At 36.1% G+C, this 18,786-nt stretch carries 18 protein-coding genes; 9 read left to right on the forward strand and 9 right to left on the reverse strand.

What is annotated here, in order from left to right; all coding sequences use genetic code 11:
- Positions 1-45 precede the first annotated feature (45 nt).
- The 4 genes from BLQ00_RS16220 to BLQ00_RS16235 all read right to left on the reverse strand — a co-directional run bounded on the left by BLQ00_RS16220 (position 46) and on the right by BLQ00_RS16235 (position 4,469).
- Positions 46-1,599, reverse strand: coding sequence for an SGNH/GDSL hydrolase family protein (locus BLQ00_RS16220; protein ID WP_093145369.1), 1,554 nt, complete (start codon positions 1,597-1,599; stop codon positions 46-48).
- Between the two features lie 20 nt (positions 1,600-1,619).
- The gene (locus tag BLQ00_RS16225) at positions 1,620-2,873 is read right to left on the reverse strand and encodes an OmpP1/FadL family transporter (protein ID WP_093145370.1); all 1,254 of its coding nucleotides are present in this window, start codon (positions 2,871-2,873) and stop codon (positions 1,620-1,622) included.
- A 118-nt stretch (positions 2,874-2,991) separates the two neighbouring features.
- On the reverse strand, positions 2,992-3,756 hold the full coding sequence (locus BLQ00_RS16230) for an alpha/beta fold hydrolase (protein WP_093145371.1): 765 nt from the start codon (positions 3,754-3,756) through the stop codon (positions 2,992-2,994).
- The gene (locus tag BLQ00_RS16235) at positions 3,756-4,469 is read right to left on the reverse strand and encodes a pyridoxine 5'-phosphate synthase (protein ID WP_093145372.1); all 714 of its coding nucleotides are present in this window, start codon (positions 4,467-4,469) and stop codon (positions 3,756-3,758) included. Before BLQ00_RS16235 ends, BLQ00_RS16230 begins: the two co-directional genes overlap by 1 nt.
- A gap of 85 nt (positions 4,470-4,554) precedes the next feature.
- Here BLQ00_RS16235 and BLQ00_RS16240 point away from each other — a divergent pair, with 85 nt between their 5' ends.
- The 8 genes from BLQ00_RS16240 (at position 4,555) to murI (ending at position 12,543) form a co-directional block, all read left to right on the forward strand.
- Positions 4,555-5,211 (forward strand): CBS domain-containing protein, encoded by a 657-nt coding sequence (locus BLQ00_RS16240; protein WP_093145373.1) that lies wholly within the window; start codon positions 4,555-4,557, stop codon positions 5,209-5,211.
- Between the two features lie 8 nt (positions 5,212-5,219).
- Positions 5,220-6,104 (forward strand): NAD kinase, encoded by an 885-nt coding sequence (locus BLQ00_RS16245; protein ID WP_093145374.1) that lies wholly within the window; start codon positions 5,220-5,222, stop codon positions 6,102-6,104.
- Positions 6,105-6,201: 97 nt separating this feature from the next.
- Positions 6,202-6,897 (forward strand): type IX secretion system protein PorG, encoded by a 696-nt coding sequence (porG, locus tag BLQ00_RS16250; protein ID WP_093145375.1) that lies wholly within the window; start codon positions 6,202-6,204, stop codon positions 6,895-6,897.
- A 6-nt stretch (positions 6,898-6,903) separates the two neighbouring features.
- Positions 6,904-7,647, forward strand: coding sequence for an undecaprenyl pyrophosphate synthase (locus BLQ00_RS16255; protein ID WP_093145376.1), 744 nt, complete (start codon positions 6,904-6,906; stop codon positions 7,645-7,647).
- Positions 7,616-10,222 (forward strand): outer membrane protein assembly factor BamA, encoded by a 2,607-nt coding sequence (bamA, locus tag BLQ00_RS16260; protein ID WP_229792662.1) that lies wholly within the window; start codon positions 7,616-7,618, stop codon positions 10,220-10,222. The genes BLQ00_RS16255 and bamA overlap by 32 nt, the downstream gene beginning before the upstream one ends.
- A 38-nt stretch (positions 10,223-10,260) precedes the next feature.
- A complete protein-coding gene (locus tag BLQ00_RS16265) occupies positions 10,261-11,109 on the forward strand; it encodes an OmpH/Skp family outer membrane protein (RefSeq protein WP_093145385.1) in 849 nt (282 codons plus the stop codon).
- A gap of 60 nt (positions 11,110-11,169) precedes the next feature.
- On the forward strand, positions 11,170-11,679 hold the full coding sequence (locus tag BLQ00_RS16270) for an OmpH/Skp family outer membrane protein (RefSeq protein ID WP_093145377.1): 510 nt from the start codon (positions 11,170-11,172) through the stop codon (positions 11,677-11,679).
- A 72-nt stretch (positions 11,680-11,751) separates the two neighbouring features.
- Positions 11,752-12,543, forward strand: a complete 792-nt coding sequence (gene murI, locus BLQ00_RS16275; protein ID WP_093145378.1) for a glutamate racemase — start codon at positions 11,752-11,754, stop codon at positions 12,541-12,543.
- Positions 12,544-12,549: 6 nt separating this feature from the next.
- Here the strand turns inward: murI and BLQ00_RS16280 are convergent, their stop codons facing one another.
- Genes BLQ00_RS16280 through BLQ00_RS16290 form a run of 3 tightly spaced genes read right to left on the reverse strand, consistent with a single transcriptional unit; the run spans position 12,550 to position 16,037 of the window.
- On the reverse strand, positions 12,550-13,062 hold the full coding sequence (locus tag BLQ00_RS16280) for a gamma carbonic anhydrase family protein (protein ID WP_093145379.1): 513 nt from the start codon (positions 13,060-13,062) through the stop codon (positions 12,550-12,552).
- Positions 13,063-13,077: 15 nt separating this feature from the next.
- Positions 13,078-13,809: a LytR/AlgR family response regulator transcription factor gene (locus BLQ00_RS16285; protein ID WP_093145380.1), complete on the reverse strand. Its 732-nt coding sequence runs from the start codon at positions 13,807-13,809 to the stop codon at positions 13,078-13,080.
- Positions 13,810-13,847: 38 nt separating this feature from the next.
- Positions 13,848-16,037 carry a histidine kinase gene (locus BLQ00_RS16290; RefSeq protein ID WP_093145386.1) on the reverse strand — a complete coding sequence of 730 codons (2,190 nt, stop codon included), beginning with the start codon at positions 16,035-16,037 and terminating at the stop codon, positions 13,848-13,850.
- Between the two features lie 198 nt (positions 16,038-16,235).
- Between BLQ00_RS16290 and BLQ00_RS16295 the strand changes: the two genes are divergently transcribed.
- Positions 16,236-17,393: a vWA domain-containing protein gene (locus tag BLQ00_RS16295; protein WP_093145381.1), complete on the forward strand. Its 1,158-nt coding sequence runs from the start codon at positions 16,236-16,238 to the stop codon at positions 17,391-17,393.
- Positions 17,394-17,453: 60 nt separating this feature from the next.
- Here the strand turns inward: BLQ00_RS16295 and BLQ00_RS16300 are convergent, their stop codons facing one another.
- Both BLQ00_RS16300 and BLQ00_RS16305 read right to left on the reverse strand, forming a co-directional pair.
- Positions 17,454-18,470: a PorP/SprF family type IX secretion system membrane protein gene (locus BLQ00_RS16300; RefSeq protein ID WP_093145382.1), complete on the reverse strand. Its 1,017-nt coding sequence runs from the start codon at positions 18,468-18,470 to the stop codon at positions 17,454-17,456.
- Between the two features lie 10 nt (positions 18,471-18,480).
- Positions 18,481-18,786 (reverse strand): T9SS type B sorting domain-containing protein (locus BLQ00_RS16305; RefSeq protein WP_139149443.1); only part of this gene is annotated, 306 nt, incomplete at its 5' end.

Raw genomic sequence — 18,786 nt, forward strand, 5'->3', positions numbered from 1 at the left:
CTTCAACAACGTTGAAAGTGGTTTGTAATTTATAAAAACTAATGACTAGTTATTAGTAGCTGTTACAGTACCATAGTTACCGATAGCAACTTTAGGGATTGTAGCTTCATAGGTTTCGTTAATAGCATCAATAATTGCATTTGCTGTAAATGCATATCCTCTAGGTGATGGATGTACTCCATCTAAAGAGAAAGCACCACCCGTTACAAACTGAGAGGTTAATACACCACCATCATATCCTACTCCACCGTTAGCAACTTGTCCTAAACGTGATTTAGCATCTACAAACGCCAATCCTTTAGACGCTGCAATTCCTTCGATAGCGGCATTGTAAGCTGTTGCTGCTGTAGAAATAGCTTCTTGCTCCACAGGAACCAATACATATTGATCTGGCATTGGATACGTAACTCCAACTACAGATAACTGACCTGCTTGTGCTTGCGTTAAACCAAAACTCATTAATTCTGCTACTCTATCTGTATCTACCGTTGCAATAGCTGAAGAACTCGTTAATACTAATAAATCTCCTGCGTTTGCTTGTCTAGCTTGTCCGTACTGCATTCCATAAATAGTTGCTGTACCTGGATCTAAACCACCTCCAATTAATACTTGTGTAAGTGCTGTAGAAAGATCTTCAAGACCTTCATCATGAACTACCACTCCACTTGCTGCTGTTTGAGAAAAAACAATAGATCTTTCAGGAACTCCTAAAAAGGCAAAAGCAGCATTTAGTTGAGCATATGTTGCGTTTAGCGCTGGAATTTGCGGTCCGAAAGCTGGATTTAATGGACTTAATGGCGCGTAAGGAACTGTTGTAAAGAAAGGAATAGATGTTACATCTGGAATGTTAACCACAGCACCTTTAGAACCATTTGCTGTTAAAGCATCTACTAAACCACTGTAAGTAGCCGCAAACACATTTGGATCTGTAATATCATTTGGTCCGTAAGTTGCAGGATTTAAATTTCCTGTTTGGTCTACACCAATACCACCAGAAGTAGCATAACTTAAGATATCATTATTACCAATCCATAAACTGAAAAAAGTTGGATTCATAGAAGTTGCATCGGCAATGATAGATGCACTCTGACTTGTTTGAAAACGACCAAACCAAGGATTAGCTGAACCATATCCAGGCGCTGCTAAATGAAAACTTTTTGCTCCAGGAACTCCCATATTATTAAAAGGTCCTGCTGCACTTGTAGCAACATCAGTTGTTGGTGTACCTTCTAATAAAACAGGACCAGGATTTCCGTTCTCATCTACAGAAAGCACGAATCTATTATTAAAAACTTGTGTTCCATTTAAAAGTAAACCACCTAAGTTGTCGTCCATTAAAGGTTGCGTAAACTCTCCGCCACCTGCCAACGCAAATTGTTGCGCCATAATGTTTGGGTAAGAGTTTTCTTGTCCTGTTATGTATAAAGCACCATCTGCATATCCTGCTGTTAGTGAATTTCCTACTGCTACGTATCTTGTGAAATCTGCTGTTCCACTTGTGTAAAAACCAGCTTCTGTTACTGGATTATCAAACTCCGCATCACAACTCACCAACCCTACGGTTGCCAAGCCTATCATTAATTTTATAGTATTTTTCATTTTGTTCTAATTTTTTTGAATTACATTCTATATGTTAACCCTAAACCTGGTACAAAAGCATTGGTTTTATACCTTCCTCCAAATGGAACTGCATTTCCATTTTCATAGTACGCATCATACGAAGCTTCCACTTCTTTGAAATAAGAGTATAAGAACGAAGCATCTATTTGTAAGTTTTTACCAACATTCACGGTAAGACCTGCAGTAAAGTTACTACTGTCGTTACGTGGAGTTTCTGGTGCAAAACGTCCTGCCTGAACAGGAGACTCATCAAAGTAATAACCTCCTCTTAACGTAAACATTTTAGTCGCTTCATATTGCAATCCAAAACGATAAATTGAGCTGTTTTTATAGTTACGTGCATTCTTTGAATCTGGCACACTCTCGCTAGCAAAATCAATATCTAATGATTCATACACATCCCAGAAAGTACGGTTTAAATCGAAAGCAAATAACCATTTATCACAAAACTCATATGACAAACCAACTGTCATTTCAGCTGGCAACGGTAAATCTGCATGGAATGTAGTTGTAGCAGGAAATGGCGTAAGTGGAGAGTTAGGTACGTTTTCAAACGTCGCGTCTCCATCTCTAGCTTCCATAATAATTTCAGAACGGTAGGTTGCTCCAATTCTTAATTTATCGGTAGGATTAAACATTGCACTCGCAGTCCATCCTGTAGCGTTTACTCCTTTAGCCTCAACCGTTACTTCAGAACGATTTCCATCGATATCTGATAACGTTCTATTAAGGTTTCTATTAAAGTTTACAGAACCTGTTACGAATATTGGTCCACCACCAACACTAAATTTATCATTTATTTTAAGGGATACTGTTGGTTGAATATAAATAGCCTTTAAATCAATGTTATTTACTAAGTGAGATCCAGCCCAATCGTCTGCATACTCTACCGAACTACCGTAAGGTGTATAAACTCCAACTCCTAAAGCCAACCAATCGGTTGCTTTGTACGAAGCATAAAAATACAACGGAGTTCCCACTGGGCTATCCGTTATTGCGGAAGCTCCTGTAGCTTCATTTTGATATGATACATTTGAAAACACTCCACTAACTCCAGCAGAAACATTAAGTTTATTTTCTAAGTATACTAATCCTGCAGGATTAAAAAATACAAGTTCGCTACTGTTAACAACAGCAACTCCAGTGTGTCCCATAGCCAAAGACTTTTGTCCTTGAAGACTTACACGATACCCACCGGCATACATTACTGCCGTGGCAAGTGATACCACAGCTAGAAGCAACATTTTCTTCATAATAAATTAAGTTAGATTAAAGGTTTATTTGTTTTTTGTTTTGTGCTCGGCAAAATACCCTTTTCAATTGATTAACAACGCATTTGTTATGCATACATAGTAAATCACCTCTACAATGTTATAAAAAATTTGTCACAAATTGATAAAATTCTTTAGGATTTTCAGAATGTACCCAATGCCCAGCATTTGAAATAATCACAATAGATGCTTTCGGAAAATGCTTTTTTATCAAAAATTCATCCGAATTAATTATATATTCGGATTTTGAGCCCTTTAGAAACAAGGTGTCTTTTTCAAAAACAGTCCCTTCAGGAAGTGCTGCTCCAACCGCATCAATTTCTCTGCTTAACACTGGTAAATTTATTCGCAATGCCAATTCTCCTTTGCTTTTCCAATAAAGGTTTTTCAGTAAAAATTGACGCGTACCAGTATCCTTTATGTATCCAGACAAAACTTCATCTGCTTCGCTTCTCTTTTTTATTTCTGAAAAATCTAGCATTGAAAGTGATTTTAAAATATCCTGATGGTGTCGTGGATAAGCTCTTGGTCCAATATCTGCAACCAACAACTTTGAAACCATTTCAGGATACGTAACTGCAAACAACATGGCTACTTTTCCACCCATAGAATGTCCTAACAAGGTAATCTCTGTTAACGAATGGTACTCACAATACTTTTTTAAATCTTCAGCCATGAGCTCATAACTAAAAGCATCACTATGAAAACTCCGTCCATGATTTCTCTGATCTACTAAATGTACTTGATGTCCGTCTTCAGCAAACTTAGCACCTAGCGTTTTCCAATTATCGCTCATTCCTAAAAATCCGTGAAGAATTATAAAGGGAGCTCCTTCTCCTAATATTTGTGAATGCAGTACTTCCATTATTTCAGTTTTTCTAGATATTGTTGTACAACCGTTTCCAATCCTAAATACAAAGCTTCAGAAATAAGTGCATGTCCGATGGAAACTTCTAGCAAGCCTGGAATATTTTCAGCAAAAAACTGAATATTCTCTAGTGATAAATCGTGCCCTGCGTTGATCCCTAATCCTAACTTATTTGCCAAAACCGCACAATCTGCATACGGCTCAATGGCTTTTTTGTTACCTAAACTGTATTGTTTTGCAAACTCTTCCGTATACAATTCAATTCGGTCAGTTCCCGTTTGGGCTGCACCTTCAATCATTTCGAGAGTAGGATCTACAAAAATAGACGTTCGAATGCCATTGCGTTTACATTCAGAAATAATTTCAGCTAAATAGTCTTTATGCTTTACCGTATCCCAACCAGCATTCGATGTAATCGCATCTACAGCATCTGGCACCAAGGTTACCTGTGTTGGTTTTATTTGAAGCACCAAATCTAAAAAGGCATCTTGTGGATTCCCCTCTATATTGTATTCGGTCGTCACAATGGGTTTTAAATCGTAGGCGTCTTGATACCTAATATGTCGTTCGTCGGGTCTTGGGTGAATTGTGATTCCTTGTCCGCCAAATTTTTGAATATCTATAGCAACCTGCACTAAATTGGGTGTATTTCCCCCTCTAGCATTCCGAATTGTGGCCACTTTATTTATATTAACACTTAGTTTTGTCATTTTTTCTTACTTATTAGAACAAAAATACGAAGCTTACGTACGGTTTTGAATCTTTATTTTAAGTAATTTGCATAAAATTTGAATTTTGGAGACGCAACAATTAATTATTAATGACATAAAGCCTTTTGATATTTCTACGGAAATAAAAGAGGTACAGCTTATTTTTAACCAACTCACCTATACACATGTTCCTGTAAAAAAGGACGGTGTATATATTGGTTGCATTTCTGAAACTGATGCGTATTGTTTTGAACCTTCGAAACGACTTAGTGATTTTCAGTATGCACTAGAGCCCTTTTTTGTGAGAGAAAACACCAACTGGCTAGATATTTTAGAAGCTTTTGCTTTAAATCACTGTACCATTATTCCTGTTTTAGATTCTAAAAACGAGTATATAGGCTATTACGAATTAAGCGACATCATGAATCTTTTTAACAATACGCCTTTTTTAAATGAAGCAGGAGGGATTATTGTGGTTGAAAAAGGAAGTAGAGATTATTCGTTTAGTGAGATTTGCCAAATTGTTGAATCTAACGATGCTCGTGTTTTAGGTGCCTTTGTATCAAAAATTGAAAACGACATTGTACAAGCCACTATTAAAATAGGACACGAAGGTATGAATGCCATTGTGCAAACCTTCAGAAGGTATAATTACACAATTGTATCTAACCACGAAGAAGATAAATTCTTAGACGATTTAAAAGAACGTTCTAACTATCTAGACAAATACCTTAATATATAATAAATTGTATGAAAATAGGTATTTACGGTCAGTTTTATCATAAAGATTCTGAGACTTACATTCAATTGGTCTTGGGTGGTCTTCAGAAAAAAAATGTAGAAATCGTTATTGAAGAAAACTTCCTTAGCATTATTAACGAACATCAAGAAATCTCCAAAAACTTCTCCACCTTTGAAACCTTCAAAGAATTAGACAGCTCTTACGACTTGTTTTTTAGTATTGGAGGAGATGGTACCATTTTAAAATCGATTACGTACGTAAGAGACTTGGGCATTCCTATTGTGGGTATTAATACGGGACGCTTGGGGTTTTTAGCGACCATTCAGAAAAAAAACATTACCGAAAGTATTAATCAAATCCTTTCGAATGAGTATTCTATTTCTGAAAGAAGTTTATTAACTATTGCCACCGAACCTTTAAACAAGGAAATTGAACCCCTTAATTTTGCCTTAAATGAAATTGCTGTCAATAGAAAAAACACAACTTCGATGATTAAGGTAGAGACTATGGTGAACGACAAATACCTTACTTCATATTGGTCGGATGGTTTAATTGTATCAACACCAACAGGATCTACAGGATATTCTTTAAGTTGTGGTGGTCCCGTAATTGACCCAAGCACGAACAGCATGGTAATTACACCCATAGCGCCACACAATTTGAATGCCAGACCTATTGTGATTCCAGACAATAGTACCGTAACATTAAAGGTAAGCGGAAGGGAAGATGCCTATTTAGTTTCTTTAGACTCTCGAATCGCCACTGTAGAAAACGAAACAACACTTATCATTAAAAAAGCTCCCTTTACAATAAAACTAGTTCAATTATCGAACGATAGTTTTATCAAAACGCTTCGGGAAAAACTTTTATGGGGAGAAGACAAGCGTAACTAAACAATAAAACACCTTAAAATTTGTTAATCATCAGAGAAATTGGCTTACAGAGGAAAATAGCCAAGTTTATTGTTATATTTGCAAACTTTTAAGGAATATGAAGTATTTCACAACTATATTACTACTAATAATAGCGGCACAGCTAGCACATTCTCAAACCTACGAAGTGGGCGCGATGATTGTTGGCGCAAACCATGTTGGTGATGTAGGAAAAACCACTTATATTGCACCAAACACTGTGGGTTTTGGAGGTATTGTTAAGTGGAACAGAAGTCCGAGACATGCATTTAGAGCTTCTATTTTAGTTGCCGACTTAAGAGGGGACGACTCCGAATCTAACGAGACTAGAAGACAACAACGAGGATATTCGTTTGATAATACAATAACAGAGTTTTCTGCTGGATTAGAATATACTTTTTGGGAATACAACGTACACAACGGCCGAAATGTCTCTACACCATACCTTTACACAGGACTTACATACTTTTTATACAAAGCATCGTATATAAACTCAGCAACGAAAGAATTTCGAGATTACGACCAAGCTGGCTCTGTTGCAATCCCTATTGTATTAGGATACAAAGCAAAAATGAGCCCAAGCTTTGCCGTTGCTGTAGAAATAGGTGCGAGATACACTTTTACAGATGATTTAGACGGCAGCAACCCAGTAGGAATAGTTGCTGATAATGAATCTTTGAGATTCGGTAATGTTAACAATAATGACTGGTATATCTTTACAGGTGTGAACTTTAGCTTTACCTTTGGACGAAAACCATGTTATTGTAACTTTTAAGCAAGAATGAACTTACGAGACCAAATAGACAAAAATAAACTTCCAAAGCACCTAGCTATTATTATGGACGGCAATGGCCGTTGGGCGAAACAAAAAGGATTTTTAAGGACTATTGGTCATGAAAATGGAACGAAATCTGTTCGCGAAGTTGTTGAAGCTTGCGCAGAGATTAATATTCCATACTTAACCTTATATGCTTTTTCTACTGAAAATTGGAATAGACCCAAGCTTGAGGTCGAATTATTAATGAAATTACTTGTTTCCTCTTTAAAAAAAGAAATAAAGACGCTTCAAGACAACAATATAAAGTTAAATGCTATCGGAAATCTTGATTCTTTACCAAAAAAAGTAAATAAAGAATTAAAGGAAGTAATCGAAAGCACAAAAAACAACACTCACATGACCCTTACACTAGCGTTAAGCTATAGTTCTAGGGAAGAATTAATAAAAACAGTTAAAGAGATTAGCCTTAAAGTTAAAAATAACCTAATTTCGCGCGACGATATTGATGAATCGGTTATTAATAAGCATCTTTACACACAAAATTTGCCAGATGTAGATTTGTTAATACGCACTAGTGGCGAACAACGTATTAGTAACTTTTTACTTTGGCAGCTAGCATATGCCGAATTGTATTTTACGGATACCCTTTGGCCCGATTTTACAAAAACCCATCTTTTTGAGGCAATATTAAATTATCAAAACAGAGAAAGAAGATTTGGAAAGACAAGTGAACAACTCAAACAATAGTACGCTATTGCATAGTTATCAAAAATTTTATTGTATTGTATGTATTGCAATACTATCCGTTTTTAATCTTTCTGCTCAGCAAAAAGAACTAGACAGTGGTAAAAAATACACCATAAATAGCATAAAAGTTACTGGAGCTCAAAATTTTAACGAGCAAACTGTGATTGCTTTTACAGGACTTAAAATAGGAGATAGAATCTATATCCCTGGTGAAAAACTAAGTTCCGTTACCAAAAAATTATGGGAACAAAACCTTTTTAGTGACATTGCATTTTATGTTACAAATGTTAAGGGTGATCTAGCCGACTTAGAACTTTATATCGTAGAACTTCCAAAATTAAACGAGGTAACTATTGAAGGGATTAAAAAAGGTAAGAAGAAAGAAATCTTAAAAGATAACGACCTGAAAGCAGGCGTTAAGATTACTAAAAACCTAATTACCACTACCAAAAATTATATTACAAATAAATATAAAGAAGACGGTTTTTTAAATACACAGGTAATTATTAGCACAACCCCAAAGCTTGATTCTACAGGAGTTGAAATCGCTAAGGACATGAAAATTAAAATCAATAAAGGAAGCCGTGTGAAGGTTTCGCCTATTGAATTTAGTGGAACCCAAGAACTTTCAGATGCTAAAGTACGTAGCGCAATGAAAAATGTAAAGCGTAAAAACTTCTTTCGTTTTTGGAAAAGGTCTAAATTTTCTCAAAGCGGATTTGAAGAAGATAAAGCCAACATCATTGAAAAATATAAAGCCAACGGATTTAGAGACGCTCGAATTACAAGCGATACTCTAACCGTTAAAGACGAAAAAACGGTTGCCTTAAAATTGAATATTGAAGAAGGTGACAAATACTACTTTGGTGATATTCGTTTTATCGGAAACAGTGTTTACACTGATACACAGTTACGTCAAGCCTTAGGTATTAAAAAAGGAGAAACCTATAATGGAATTCTTCTACAAGAACGAATCGCAGATAATTCAGATCCAGATGCTAACGACCTTACCAATTTATACCAAAATAATGGGTACCTGTTTTCTTCTATCAATCCCGTTGAAGTTGCTGTAAGAAACGATACTATCGATTTTGAAATTAGAATCAAAGAAGGTAAAATAGCTCATTTCGATCATGTTACTGTTGTTGGAAATGACAAGACCAATGACCATGTAATCTATAGAGAATTACGTACACGTCCTGGACAAAAATACAGCAAACGAAATGTAGTTAGAACCATTAGAGAATTAGGTCAACTAGGATTTTTTGATGCTGAACAATTATCACCTAACTTTAAAAACGTAGACCCTAACAATGGTACATTAGACATGGAATACTCTGTGGTTGAAAAAGGTGCCAGTCAAATCGAACTACAAGGTGGTTACGGTGGTGGTGGTTTTGTAGGAACTTTAGGATTATCGTTCAATAACTTTTCACTTCGGAATATTTTTAACGGAGAAGCATACAAACCTCTTCCTATGGGAGATGGTCAAAAATTAGCGATAAGAGCACAAGCCAGTTCGTATTACCAAACGTACAGTCTATCCTTAACAGAACCGTGGTTAGGAGGAAAGAAACCAATTCAATTTAGTTCTTCTTTCTCTCACACCATTCAATATCAATACAACTTTAGCACAAGAGACGTAGATAAAGACCAACGTTTCTTAATCACAGGAGGATCTTTAGGTATTGCTAAAAGACTACAATGGCCTGACGATTATTTTACCTTATCTCAAGCAGTAAGTTTTCAGCATTACAATTTGAAAAACTACAATACAAACCTATTTACATTTGGTAATGGATTTTCAAATAACTTAGCGTATACTTTTGGGATTAGCCGTAACAACACAGCTACAAACCCAATTTATCCTATCTCAGGTTCGGAGTTCAGTTTAACAGCAAAACTTACAGTACCTTATTCAGCTTTCAACAATGTTGACTACAGAGGTTTAGCGGAAGAAAGAGACGAGTTATCACAAGTGCTTTCTACAGATCCTACCTACGTAACAGCTCGAAACAGAATTTCTGTAATAGATCAAGAACGTTTTAAATGGTTAGAATACTACAAGATTAAATTTAAAGGAACTTGGTATACTAGAATTGTTGATAAATTAGTACTAAGAACAAATACTGAATTTGGATTCTTAGGAGCTTACAACAACGATCGTGGTATCCCTCCTTTTGAAAGATTCTTTGTTGGTGGAGATGGTTTAGGATCATATAGTTTAGATGGTCGTGAAGTAATTCAACTAAGAGGATACCCTAACCAATCATTATCAACCGTAGATGGAGATAACATTTACAATAAATTTTCGTTAGAAGTTAGATATCCAGTAACTTTAAAGCAAATGGCCTCAATCTATGTATTAGGTTTTGCTGAAGGTGGAGGGTCTTACAATGGATTTAGAGATTACAATCCGTTTAGCGTTCAAAGGTCTGCTGGTGCAGGATTACGTATATTTATGCCAGCATTTGGATTATTAGGTATAGATTTCGGGTATGGATTTGATCCTGCTCTTAATCAAACCGAACGTAGCGGATGGCAAACCCACTTTATTATTGGACAACAATTTTAATTTTGGCACGATATTTTCTTAAACACAACCAAACTATTATGAAAACAAGAAAGTTACTTTTTTTCTCACTTGCTATCTTTTGCTTTACACAAGTAGCAAACGCTCAAAGAGGTGTACGCATTGGATACATTGATATGGAATATATTCTGGAAAGTGTTCCTGAGTATAAAGAAGCTTCTACGCAACTAGAAGGTAAAGTTCAACGATGGAAAAAAGACATCGATAAGAAGCAAAAAGAAATTGATTTAATGACACTTAATTTAAGTAATGAAAGAGTATTACTTACTAAAGAGCTCATTGAAGAACGCGAAGAAGAAATTAAAATAAAAGAAGATGAAATGCTTCAGTACCAACAAGACCGTTTCGGACCTAATGGTGATTTAATGATTCAAAGAAGACAATTAGTACAACCCATACAAGATCAGGTTTTCAATATTGTACAAGAAGTTGCTGAAGGTAAAAAATACGATTTCATCTTCGATAAATCTGCAGACGTAGTAATGTTATTTGCTGCTAAAAGAAATGACATTAGCGACCTTGTTTTAAGAAGTATTAATAGAGCTGCTAAAAGAACGCAAGCCACTTCTAAAAAAGAAGAAAAGCAAATTGAAAAAAGGGACGGTCTAGATCTTGAAGAAGAAAAAGAAGTTACCGAAAGAGAAGAGGCGATTGAAGCTAAGAAAAATGAGCGCGAAAAAATAATGGAACAACGTAAAAAAGAACGTGATTCTATTCGTGCCGTTAAAAAAGCAGAATTCGATGCTAGACGTACTAGATTGCTAGAAGAAAGACAAAGAAGAAAAGACTCTATTTTAAATGCTAGTGGAAACAGAAATAGCAGCCCTCCAGGACCCGGCGGCGATGACAATGGCGAAGGAGACAACTAAATTTTAACTATCAATTAATCTATAAACAACAATAACACTTAATTATTAAATACAATTACAATGAAAAAATTTAAATCATTAGTAGTAGCAATAGTACTTTTCGTAGGAGCTACAAGTTTTGTAAACGCTCAATCTAAAATAGCACACATAGACACACAAGCTCTTATGGAGTCTATGCCAGAGATGAAAGCTGCTCAAAACCAACTTGAAAAACTTCAAAAAACATACGATACCGAAATTAAAGCAATGGCTAAAGAATTTGAAGCTAAAGTAAAACAATACGGTAACGAAGAAGGAAGTAAAACTCAAGAAGAAAATGAAAAACGCGTGTTAGAAGTTCAAGGAATGGAAAAAAACATTTCTGCTTACAGACAACAAGCTTTAGAAGATCTTCGTAAAAAAGAATTAGACGTGTACCAACCTATTCTTGACAAAGCACGTGCTGCAATTCAAAAAACAGCTAGAGCTCAAGGTATTCAATACGTATTAGACTCTACAACTGGAAGCGGTATCTTACTTGCAGACGGTAAAGATTTACTAGTAGACGTTAAAAAAGAATTAGGAATTTAATTCGTAATCTTTTAACAAATTATTTTACTAAAACTGCTCTCCATTTGGGGAGCAGTTTTTATTTTTATACCTATGAAAAATAATGCTGCTATTGGTATTTTCGATTCTGGTGTAGGTGGCTCTTCCATTTGGCAAGAAATCCACAAATTACTGCCGTTCGAAAACACCATCTATTTAGCAGATAGCAAAAATGCTCCCTACGGACACAAATCCAAAGAGGAAATCACTGCATTGAGTGTTAAAAATGTAGAAAGACTCATTTCACTAGGATGTAAAATCATTGTGGTTGCCTGTAATACAGCCACAACAAATGCTATTTCGCAACTACGTGCCACCTATAGCATTCCTATCATAGGCATTGAACCGGCCATAAAACCCGCAGCACTTAAAACTACCTCAAAGAGCATTGGCATTCTAGCCACCAAAGGAACGCTTAGCAGCTTGTTGTTTCACAAAACAGCTATGGAACACACTAAGGATATCAAAATGCTAGAAATAGTCGGAGAAGGGCTGGTACCGCTTATTGAAAAAGGCAATCTTGAAGGTCCAGAAATGGTAAACTTACTTCAAAAGTATGTGACCCCTATGATTGAAGCTGATATTGATTACCTCGTATTAGGCTGTAGCCATTACCCCTACTTAATTCCGTTGCTAAGAAAAATGCTTCCGCCACACATACAAATTATTGACTCAGGAGAAGCCGTAGCGAGACACACACAATATACGTTAGCTTCTATTGACTTACTTCGGAAAGAGACGTCTCCACCTAAACTTCAGTTTTTTACGAACAATACAACGGAAGCCTTAGAGTTTCTACTTCAAGACTATTCCGAAGAAATTTCCGTAGAAAAAAAAGACTTTTAAGCCAATCTATTCTTTAAACCAACTGGAATACGTAACGTAATTATCGGCGATTCGATGAATCTCACCATTAATTAACTCTTTGCTAATGTCTTTTACTTTTTTAGCTGGAACCCCTGCGTAAATACTCCCAGACGCAACAATGGTATTTTTAGTAACCACCGCGCCTGCAGCAATAATAGAATTACTCTCCACCACACAATCGTCCATTACAATGCTTCCCATCCCAATCAATACGTTGTCTTGAATGGTACAACCGTGTACAATCGCATTATGTCCAATAGACACGTTATTTCCAATTGTAGTGGGAGAAACCTTATAGGTCGCATGAATTACAGCGCCATCTTGAATATTTACCTTGTTGCCCATTTTAATAAAATGAACATCGCCTCGAAGCACTGCATTGAACCATACACTACATTCATTTCCCATCACCACATCGCCAACAATAGTGGCATTTTCGGCAATGAAACAATCGTCAGGAATCTGAGGAGATTTCCCGTTTACAGCTTTAATAATCATACTAATTGCGTGTTTTTAGCTAAAATACGCTAACAATTCTTTTTTACGCGACGGACTCACCATAATTTCTTTTCCGTTGGTAAGAACAACGCTTCCACCCTTCCCTTTTTTGTATTCAACAATAGCGTTTACATTGACCAAATACGATTTATGAACCCGCGCAAAACCGTTTTCTGAAAGAATTTCTTCAAAATACTTAAGTGTTTTACTTACCAGTTTCTTTTTATCATTCACGAAAATATTGGTGTAATTATCGTCTGCTTGGCAATACAAAATAGTTTCAATTTCCAAGACTTCAAATCCGTTCTGCAGCGGAATGGTTATTTTGCCTGATACTTGCGTCAAAGTAGGCTGCAACACCGTATTCTGAAGACTGTTCTCCTTCTCTTTAATTTCGGTCACATAATCGACAGCTTCAATCAAGGTATCGATCGAAATAGGTTTTAATAAATAATACGAAGCATGTGCATTTAAGGCATCAATAGCATAATGGTTATACGCTGTTACAAAAACGGTTTCAAACTGACGATCACCTACTTTATCCAACAAATCGAAGGCATTTCCGTAGGGCATTTCCACATCTAAAAACACCAAATCTAATTCATTGTTCCGAATTATAATCAAGGCTTCATCTACATTAGACGCTTCTCCCAAAAGGGTCACATTAGGGCAATACTTCGCCAAATAATTTCTGAGAATATCTCTGCTAGTTTCTTCGTCTTCAACAATAATGGCGCGTAATTTCATCCTTTTTGTGGTATTGTTTTTACTTTATAAGTGAGCTTCTAATCTTTCTTAAGTATTAAAATTACGCGAGTGCCTTCTTCATTCTCGAACACATTTTCTACCGTAACATCTACTTTATCTTTATACATTTCATTCAGAATAGAGATTCGTTTTTGAATATTCCCCATTCCTTTTGATTTCTGTTTTTTCTGATTCTCCGTTTTGAACGCTTTCGATTTTGAACGTCCAATTCCGTTGTCCATAATCGTTATTTTTACTGTTTCTGAATCAATTTGTTCGAATGTAATTTCGAGCACCCCTTTTTCTTCCTTGTATCGAAGTCCGTGCCACACGGCATTTTCAACATACGGCTGAAGCAACATAGGTGGGATTACAAATTCGTTTACATTGATTTCTTCGGAAACTTTTATCGTATACTCAAACTTGTCTTTAAACCGGAAATGTTCCAACTTCACATAAAGCTGCAGCAACTCTATTTCCTTTTCTAACGAAATAAAATCTTCTTCACTATTTTCCAACACCGAACGCATTAATTGCGAAAACTCACTCAAATATTTGTTCGCCGCACGTTCGTCATTACTTGCAATAAAACTATTTACAGAGTTCAATGCGTTAAATATAAAGTGCGGATTCATTTGTGTGCGCAACGATTTTAACGCCAATTGGTTGTTTGCATACTTTTGCTGAAGCACACTTTTGTATTGTGTATACGCCGTAAAAAAGAGCAATAAGGCAATTAAAATTAGAGATGCAATGACCCATTTTTGCACGCGATTGTTTTTTTCAATCAGCGTTTGATTTTCGAAAGCTAGTTTGTACCGACTTTCATTCAATTTCCGATCATTTTCAAGACTTGCAATACGATTTTGGGTTAAGGTAATTTCTTTGCTAAATCGGGCCGCCTGCGAAAGCTCCTGGTCCTTCTTTGCATACAATTCGTCCACAATGTTCGAATACCGTTCGTAACTTTCCGCAGCCTTATCATACTCACCAATCCCACGATACAACTCAGATAACTTTCGCGTTGCATCTTTTTCAACCACTAAATCTTCCTTTTTTCCAGCCTCTTTGATACTCTTTTCCAAGTACGGAATTGCTTCGTCGTACTTTTCCTGCCCTAAAAAGGCATTGGCAATTTTATAATTTTGTCGCTGTGGTGTTAACGGACTATTTACATCTTCGTCGATCGCATCTCCTTCCATCGATTCAATTTCGTTCAGCGTCTCTTCTCGCAACTGAATTTCCTTATCGTACGATCGATTCTGATTGTAGAAATCGGCAACCTTATTTTTCTCCTCTACCGCACGCTTCCGACTTTCTTTTTTGGACAAATCCAACGAATTATCATAATACGCTTCCGCTTCAACAAGCGCCCCACTTTGCGCGTAGGCTTCTCCTATTTTCGAGTTTAAATCGGTAATCTTAGGTATAATTTTATTGGCAGTAGCAATGTCTAATGCCTTTTGATAATTGGATACACTTTTCTTCGTTTCGTTAATCTGTTTGTAGGTATCTCCTAAGCCCTCATACACTTCAACTCTTTGGTAATTGGAAAGGCGATTTTTTAGCAATTCTGAATATTCAGCAATACTTTCTTGATAGTTTTTATTCTTCCGAAAAGCAGCAGCCAATTTAATTTGAACATCAATTTTATGAACCGCAGAAAGACTTCGTTTGTAATTATCTACGGCAAGATCCTGTTGTTCCCAAAATAAATTGATATCTCCTAAGGTTTCAAAAGCAACACTATTCTGCGTACTTGTAGCCGACTTTCCAGGAACCGATTCTAAAGCTTTGGTAACATATTCAATACTTTTTTTAGCATCTTTTTTCAGAAAGGTCTTCGCAGAATCGATATAACTTTTAAATACATCTGGCGAACTTTTTCGTTTGGAAGATAATTTAGGAAGTGACGCGGCATTTTCAACCTTCACGGTAATACGCTGTTGGTCTTTTACGCGGTAATAAACGGTTTTAAAATCGTCACTTCTAATGATTAATTCATCTCCAATTTTTGCTGTAATGGTAAACTCCCCAGCGCTATTGGTCGTGGTATAACCACCACCACTTATTTCTACATTTACTTTAGAAATAGGCATGTTCGTTTCTTCTTCAATTACATTTCCTTTCAAAACAAAAGAGGGTGTTTTAGAAGAATTTATTTGTGCCTCCACGCTAAATGGCACACAACATAGAATTGCAAAAATTAAGATTGAAAATGCTTTCATATTCATATTAAAAGGTAAACATACACACTTTAAAGCAAGTATTAAAACGACACTTTTGGCAAACAGCGCCTTTTTATAGTGTAAAACATCACTTTACTCAAAAAAGGAAACAGTTCCCTAAAGCTAAACAATGGTTCCCTCATTCCCGTTTTTTTTCAGAAAAAGATCCTTATAGGTTTACAAAAAAAAATTATCGTTATGAAAACAATCCAAAACATCTTAGCAATACTCTTACTTACCGTAATGTATTCGTGCAAAGCAGACACTTCTAAACCCATCGCAACTATTGCTCCTGTAGCTATTGAAAAACCTGATAATCTTTCAAAACACTATATTAAAGTGGCGCTACTATTAGACACCAGTAATAGTATGGACGGATTAATAGATCAAGCTAAAGCACAGCTTTGGGAGATCGTAAACGAACTTTCGTACGCCAAGAGCAAAAATACCCGTCCTAACATACAAATAGCACTCTACGAATACGGAAATGACCGTTTAAGCAGTCGTGACAATTATATTCGAAAGGTACTTGCCTTTACAGAAGACTTAGATGAAGTTTCGAAAGAGTTGTTCTCCTTAACTACTAATGGCGGAAGTGAATATTGCGGCGCTGTTGTTCAAACATCTCTAAACAAATTAGATTGGGGAAACAATGCAGACGACTTAAAACTAATTTTTATCGCAGGAAACGAACCTTTTAATCAAGGGCCCGTTAATTATAAAGACGCCACAACTAATGCAAAAGAAAAGGACGTCGTAGTCAACACTATTTTTTGTGGAAACTACGAGCAAGGAATTGCATCAAATTGGCAAGATGGCGCGCGTTTAGCGTATGGAGATTATATGGCCATTAACCACAATCAAGAAACAGTGCACATTGCTTCTCCGTACGACGATGTAATTATTCAATTAAACATCAAACTAAATACGACGTATGTTCCATATGGTCACTTCGGAAAGGAAAAGATAGCAGTACAAGCAGAACAAGACGAAAATGCGGCTAGCTATAGCAAAGCAAATGCCGTGAGTAGAACAGTTACAAAAGGATCACGCTTGTACAAAAACAGCTCTTGGGATTTGGTTGATGCTGAAGAAGAGGAAGGTTTTAGCTATGACAAACTGAAGCAACAGGAATTACCAGAAGCGCTTCAAAGGAAGTCGAAAACAGAACTTAAAAAATACATTGCTGAACAACGTACGGAAAGAAATCGCATTCAGAAGGAAATAAAAGAACTCAACGAAAAACGACGTTTGTATATTTCAAAACACCAATCTGAAACAGCAAATGGTTTAGAAAGCGTCATGGTAAAAGCAATAAAAAAACAAGCGAAGAAGAAAAATTACACGTGGAATTAAAAAAAGGAAACCCTCTGAAGCAAATTGCTAAAGAGGGGTTTTTTAATTGTTTTGTCGAAATTAGTTTCGCGGACGTAATCTACCGTTATTACGCATATCTTGTTTCCAGAAACTTGGTTTTCCATTAAAGATATTATATCCTAATGTGATTTGATGAAATCCTCCGCTTCTAAACTTTACCGAACCTGTTTGATACGAGTACGTATATGCAGCCATAAAGTTTTTATAATTAGCACCAAACACAGGTGTGATATATGTTAGCTTCTGATTTTCGATTGCTTCACCGTCAAGGTATTCAGCACCATCAAAACTCTTACGGTATGAAAGTCCTAACCACAGACGACCAAAATCCATATCTCTATATACTTTTAAGTTCACATCGACCGATTGTTCTCCTGTTCGTTCTGAAACTTGTAACAATAATGAAGGTTCATAACTCCATTCTGTATTTGTAGCAATACCATAAGAAGCTCCTATGATATAACGTCGTTGGTTGTTTGATTCATACTCATCTGAATAAATACTTCTATTCTGAAAGATTAGGTTCTTTATTGTAAGGTGTGCTGCAAAATTTAAAAAATTATAGGAAACACCTGCATCTACGTTAAAGTAAGAACTACTTTGAACAATCCCTGCAATAATCGGGTCGTAATCATTTAAATCAAACTGGGTCTCATCCAACTTTGATTGAATAAATCCAAGGCGTAAACCAAATGAAATTTGATTTAAATCTGCTCTACTTCTCGAAAGCAATAAATGGTGAGCATATCCTACATACCCTCCCGTTTGTGAATGGTATCCGTTTCTATCTGTAAAAAGAACTACTCCAATACCAGATTGATCATTCAAACTCGTATTATAACTTAACGTTCCTAAGTTAGGCGCTTCGTCTTGGTCGAACCATTGTTTCCGATTTGTAAAACGTATTTGGTTACTTCCAGAGGCACCAGCCATAGAGGGATGTAATAAATATAAGTTGTCAGAAAAATAGTCTGAATACACAGGAATACCGTCTTGAGAGAAGGCTAACTGAGTTACTAATAAAAGTAGGATAAAATAGATTTTTTTAATCTTCATAGTAGTTTAGCTATTTTTTTAAAGTAAAATGTCCTTTAAATTCCTTTTGAACATCTTGTTCTGTGTACTCTACAACGAACCAATAATCACTCGAAGGTAAGGAATTCCCATTATATGTACCATCCCAACCAGCTCCTATCGGACTAATTTGTTTCAAGAGTTTTCCAAACCTGTCAAATATATAGATTTTTGCTGTAGGGTCAAAGGAAGCAATTCCAATTATATTCCAAGTATCGTGATACCCATCTTGATTCGGGGTAATAAACTTAGGATAGTCAATCACTCCAATCTCGATTGTAACACTTCCACAACCTCT

It is taken from the genome of Ulvibacter litoralis, from assembly GCF_900102055.1.
Taxonomy (GTDB): Bacteria; Bacteroidota; Bacteroidia; order Flavobacteriales; family Flavobacteriaceae; genus Ulvibacter; species Ulvibacter litoralis.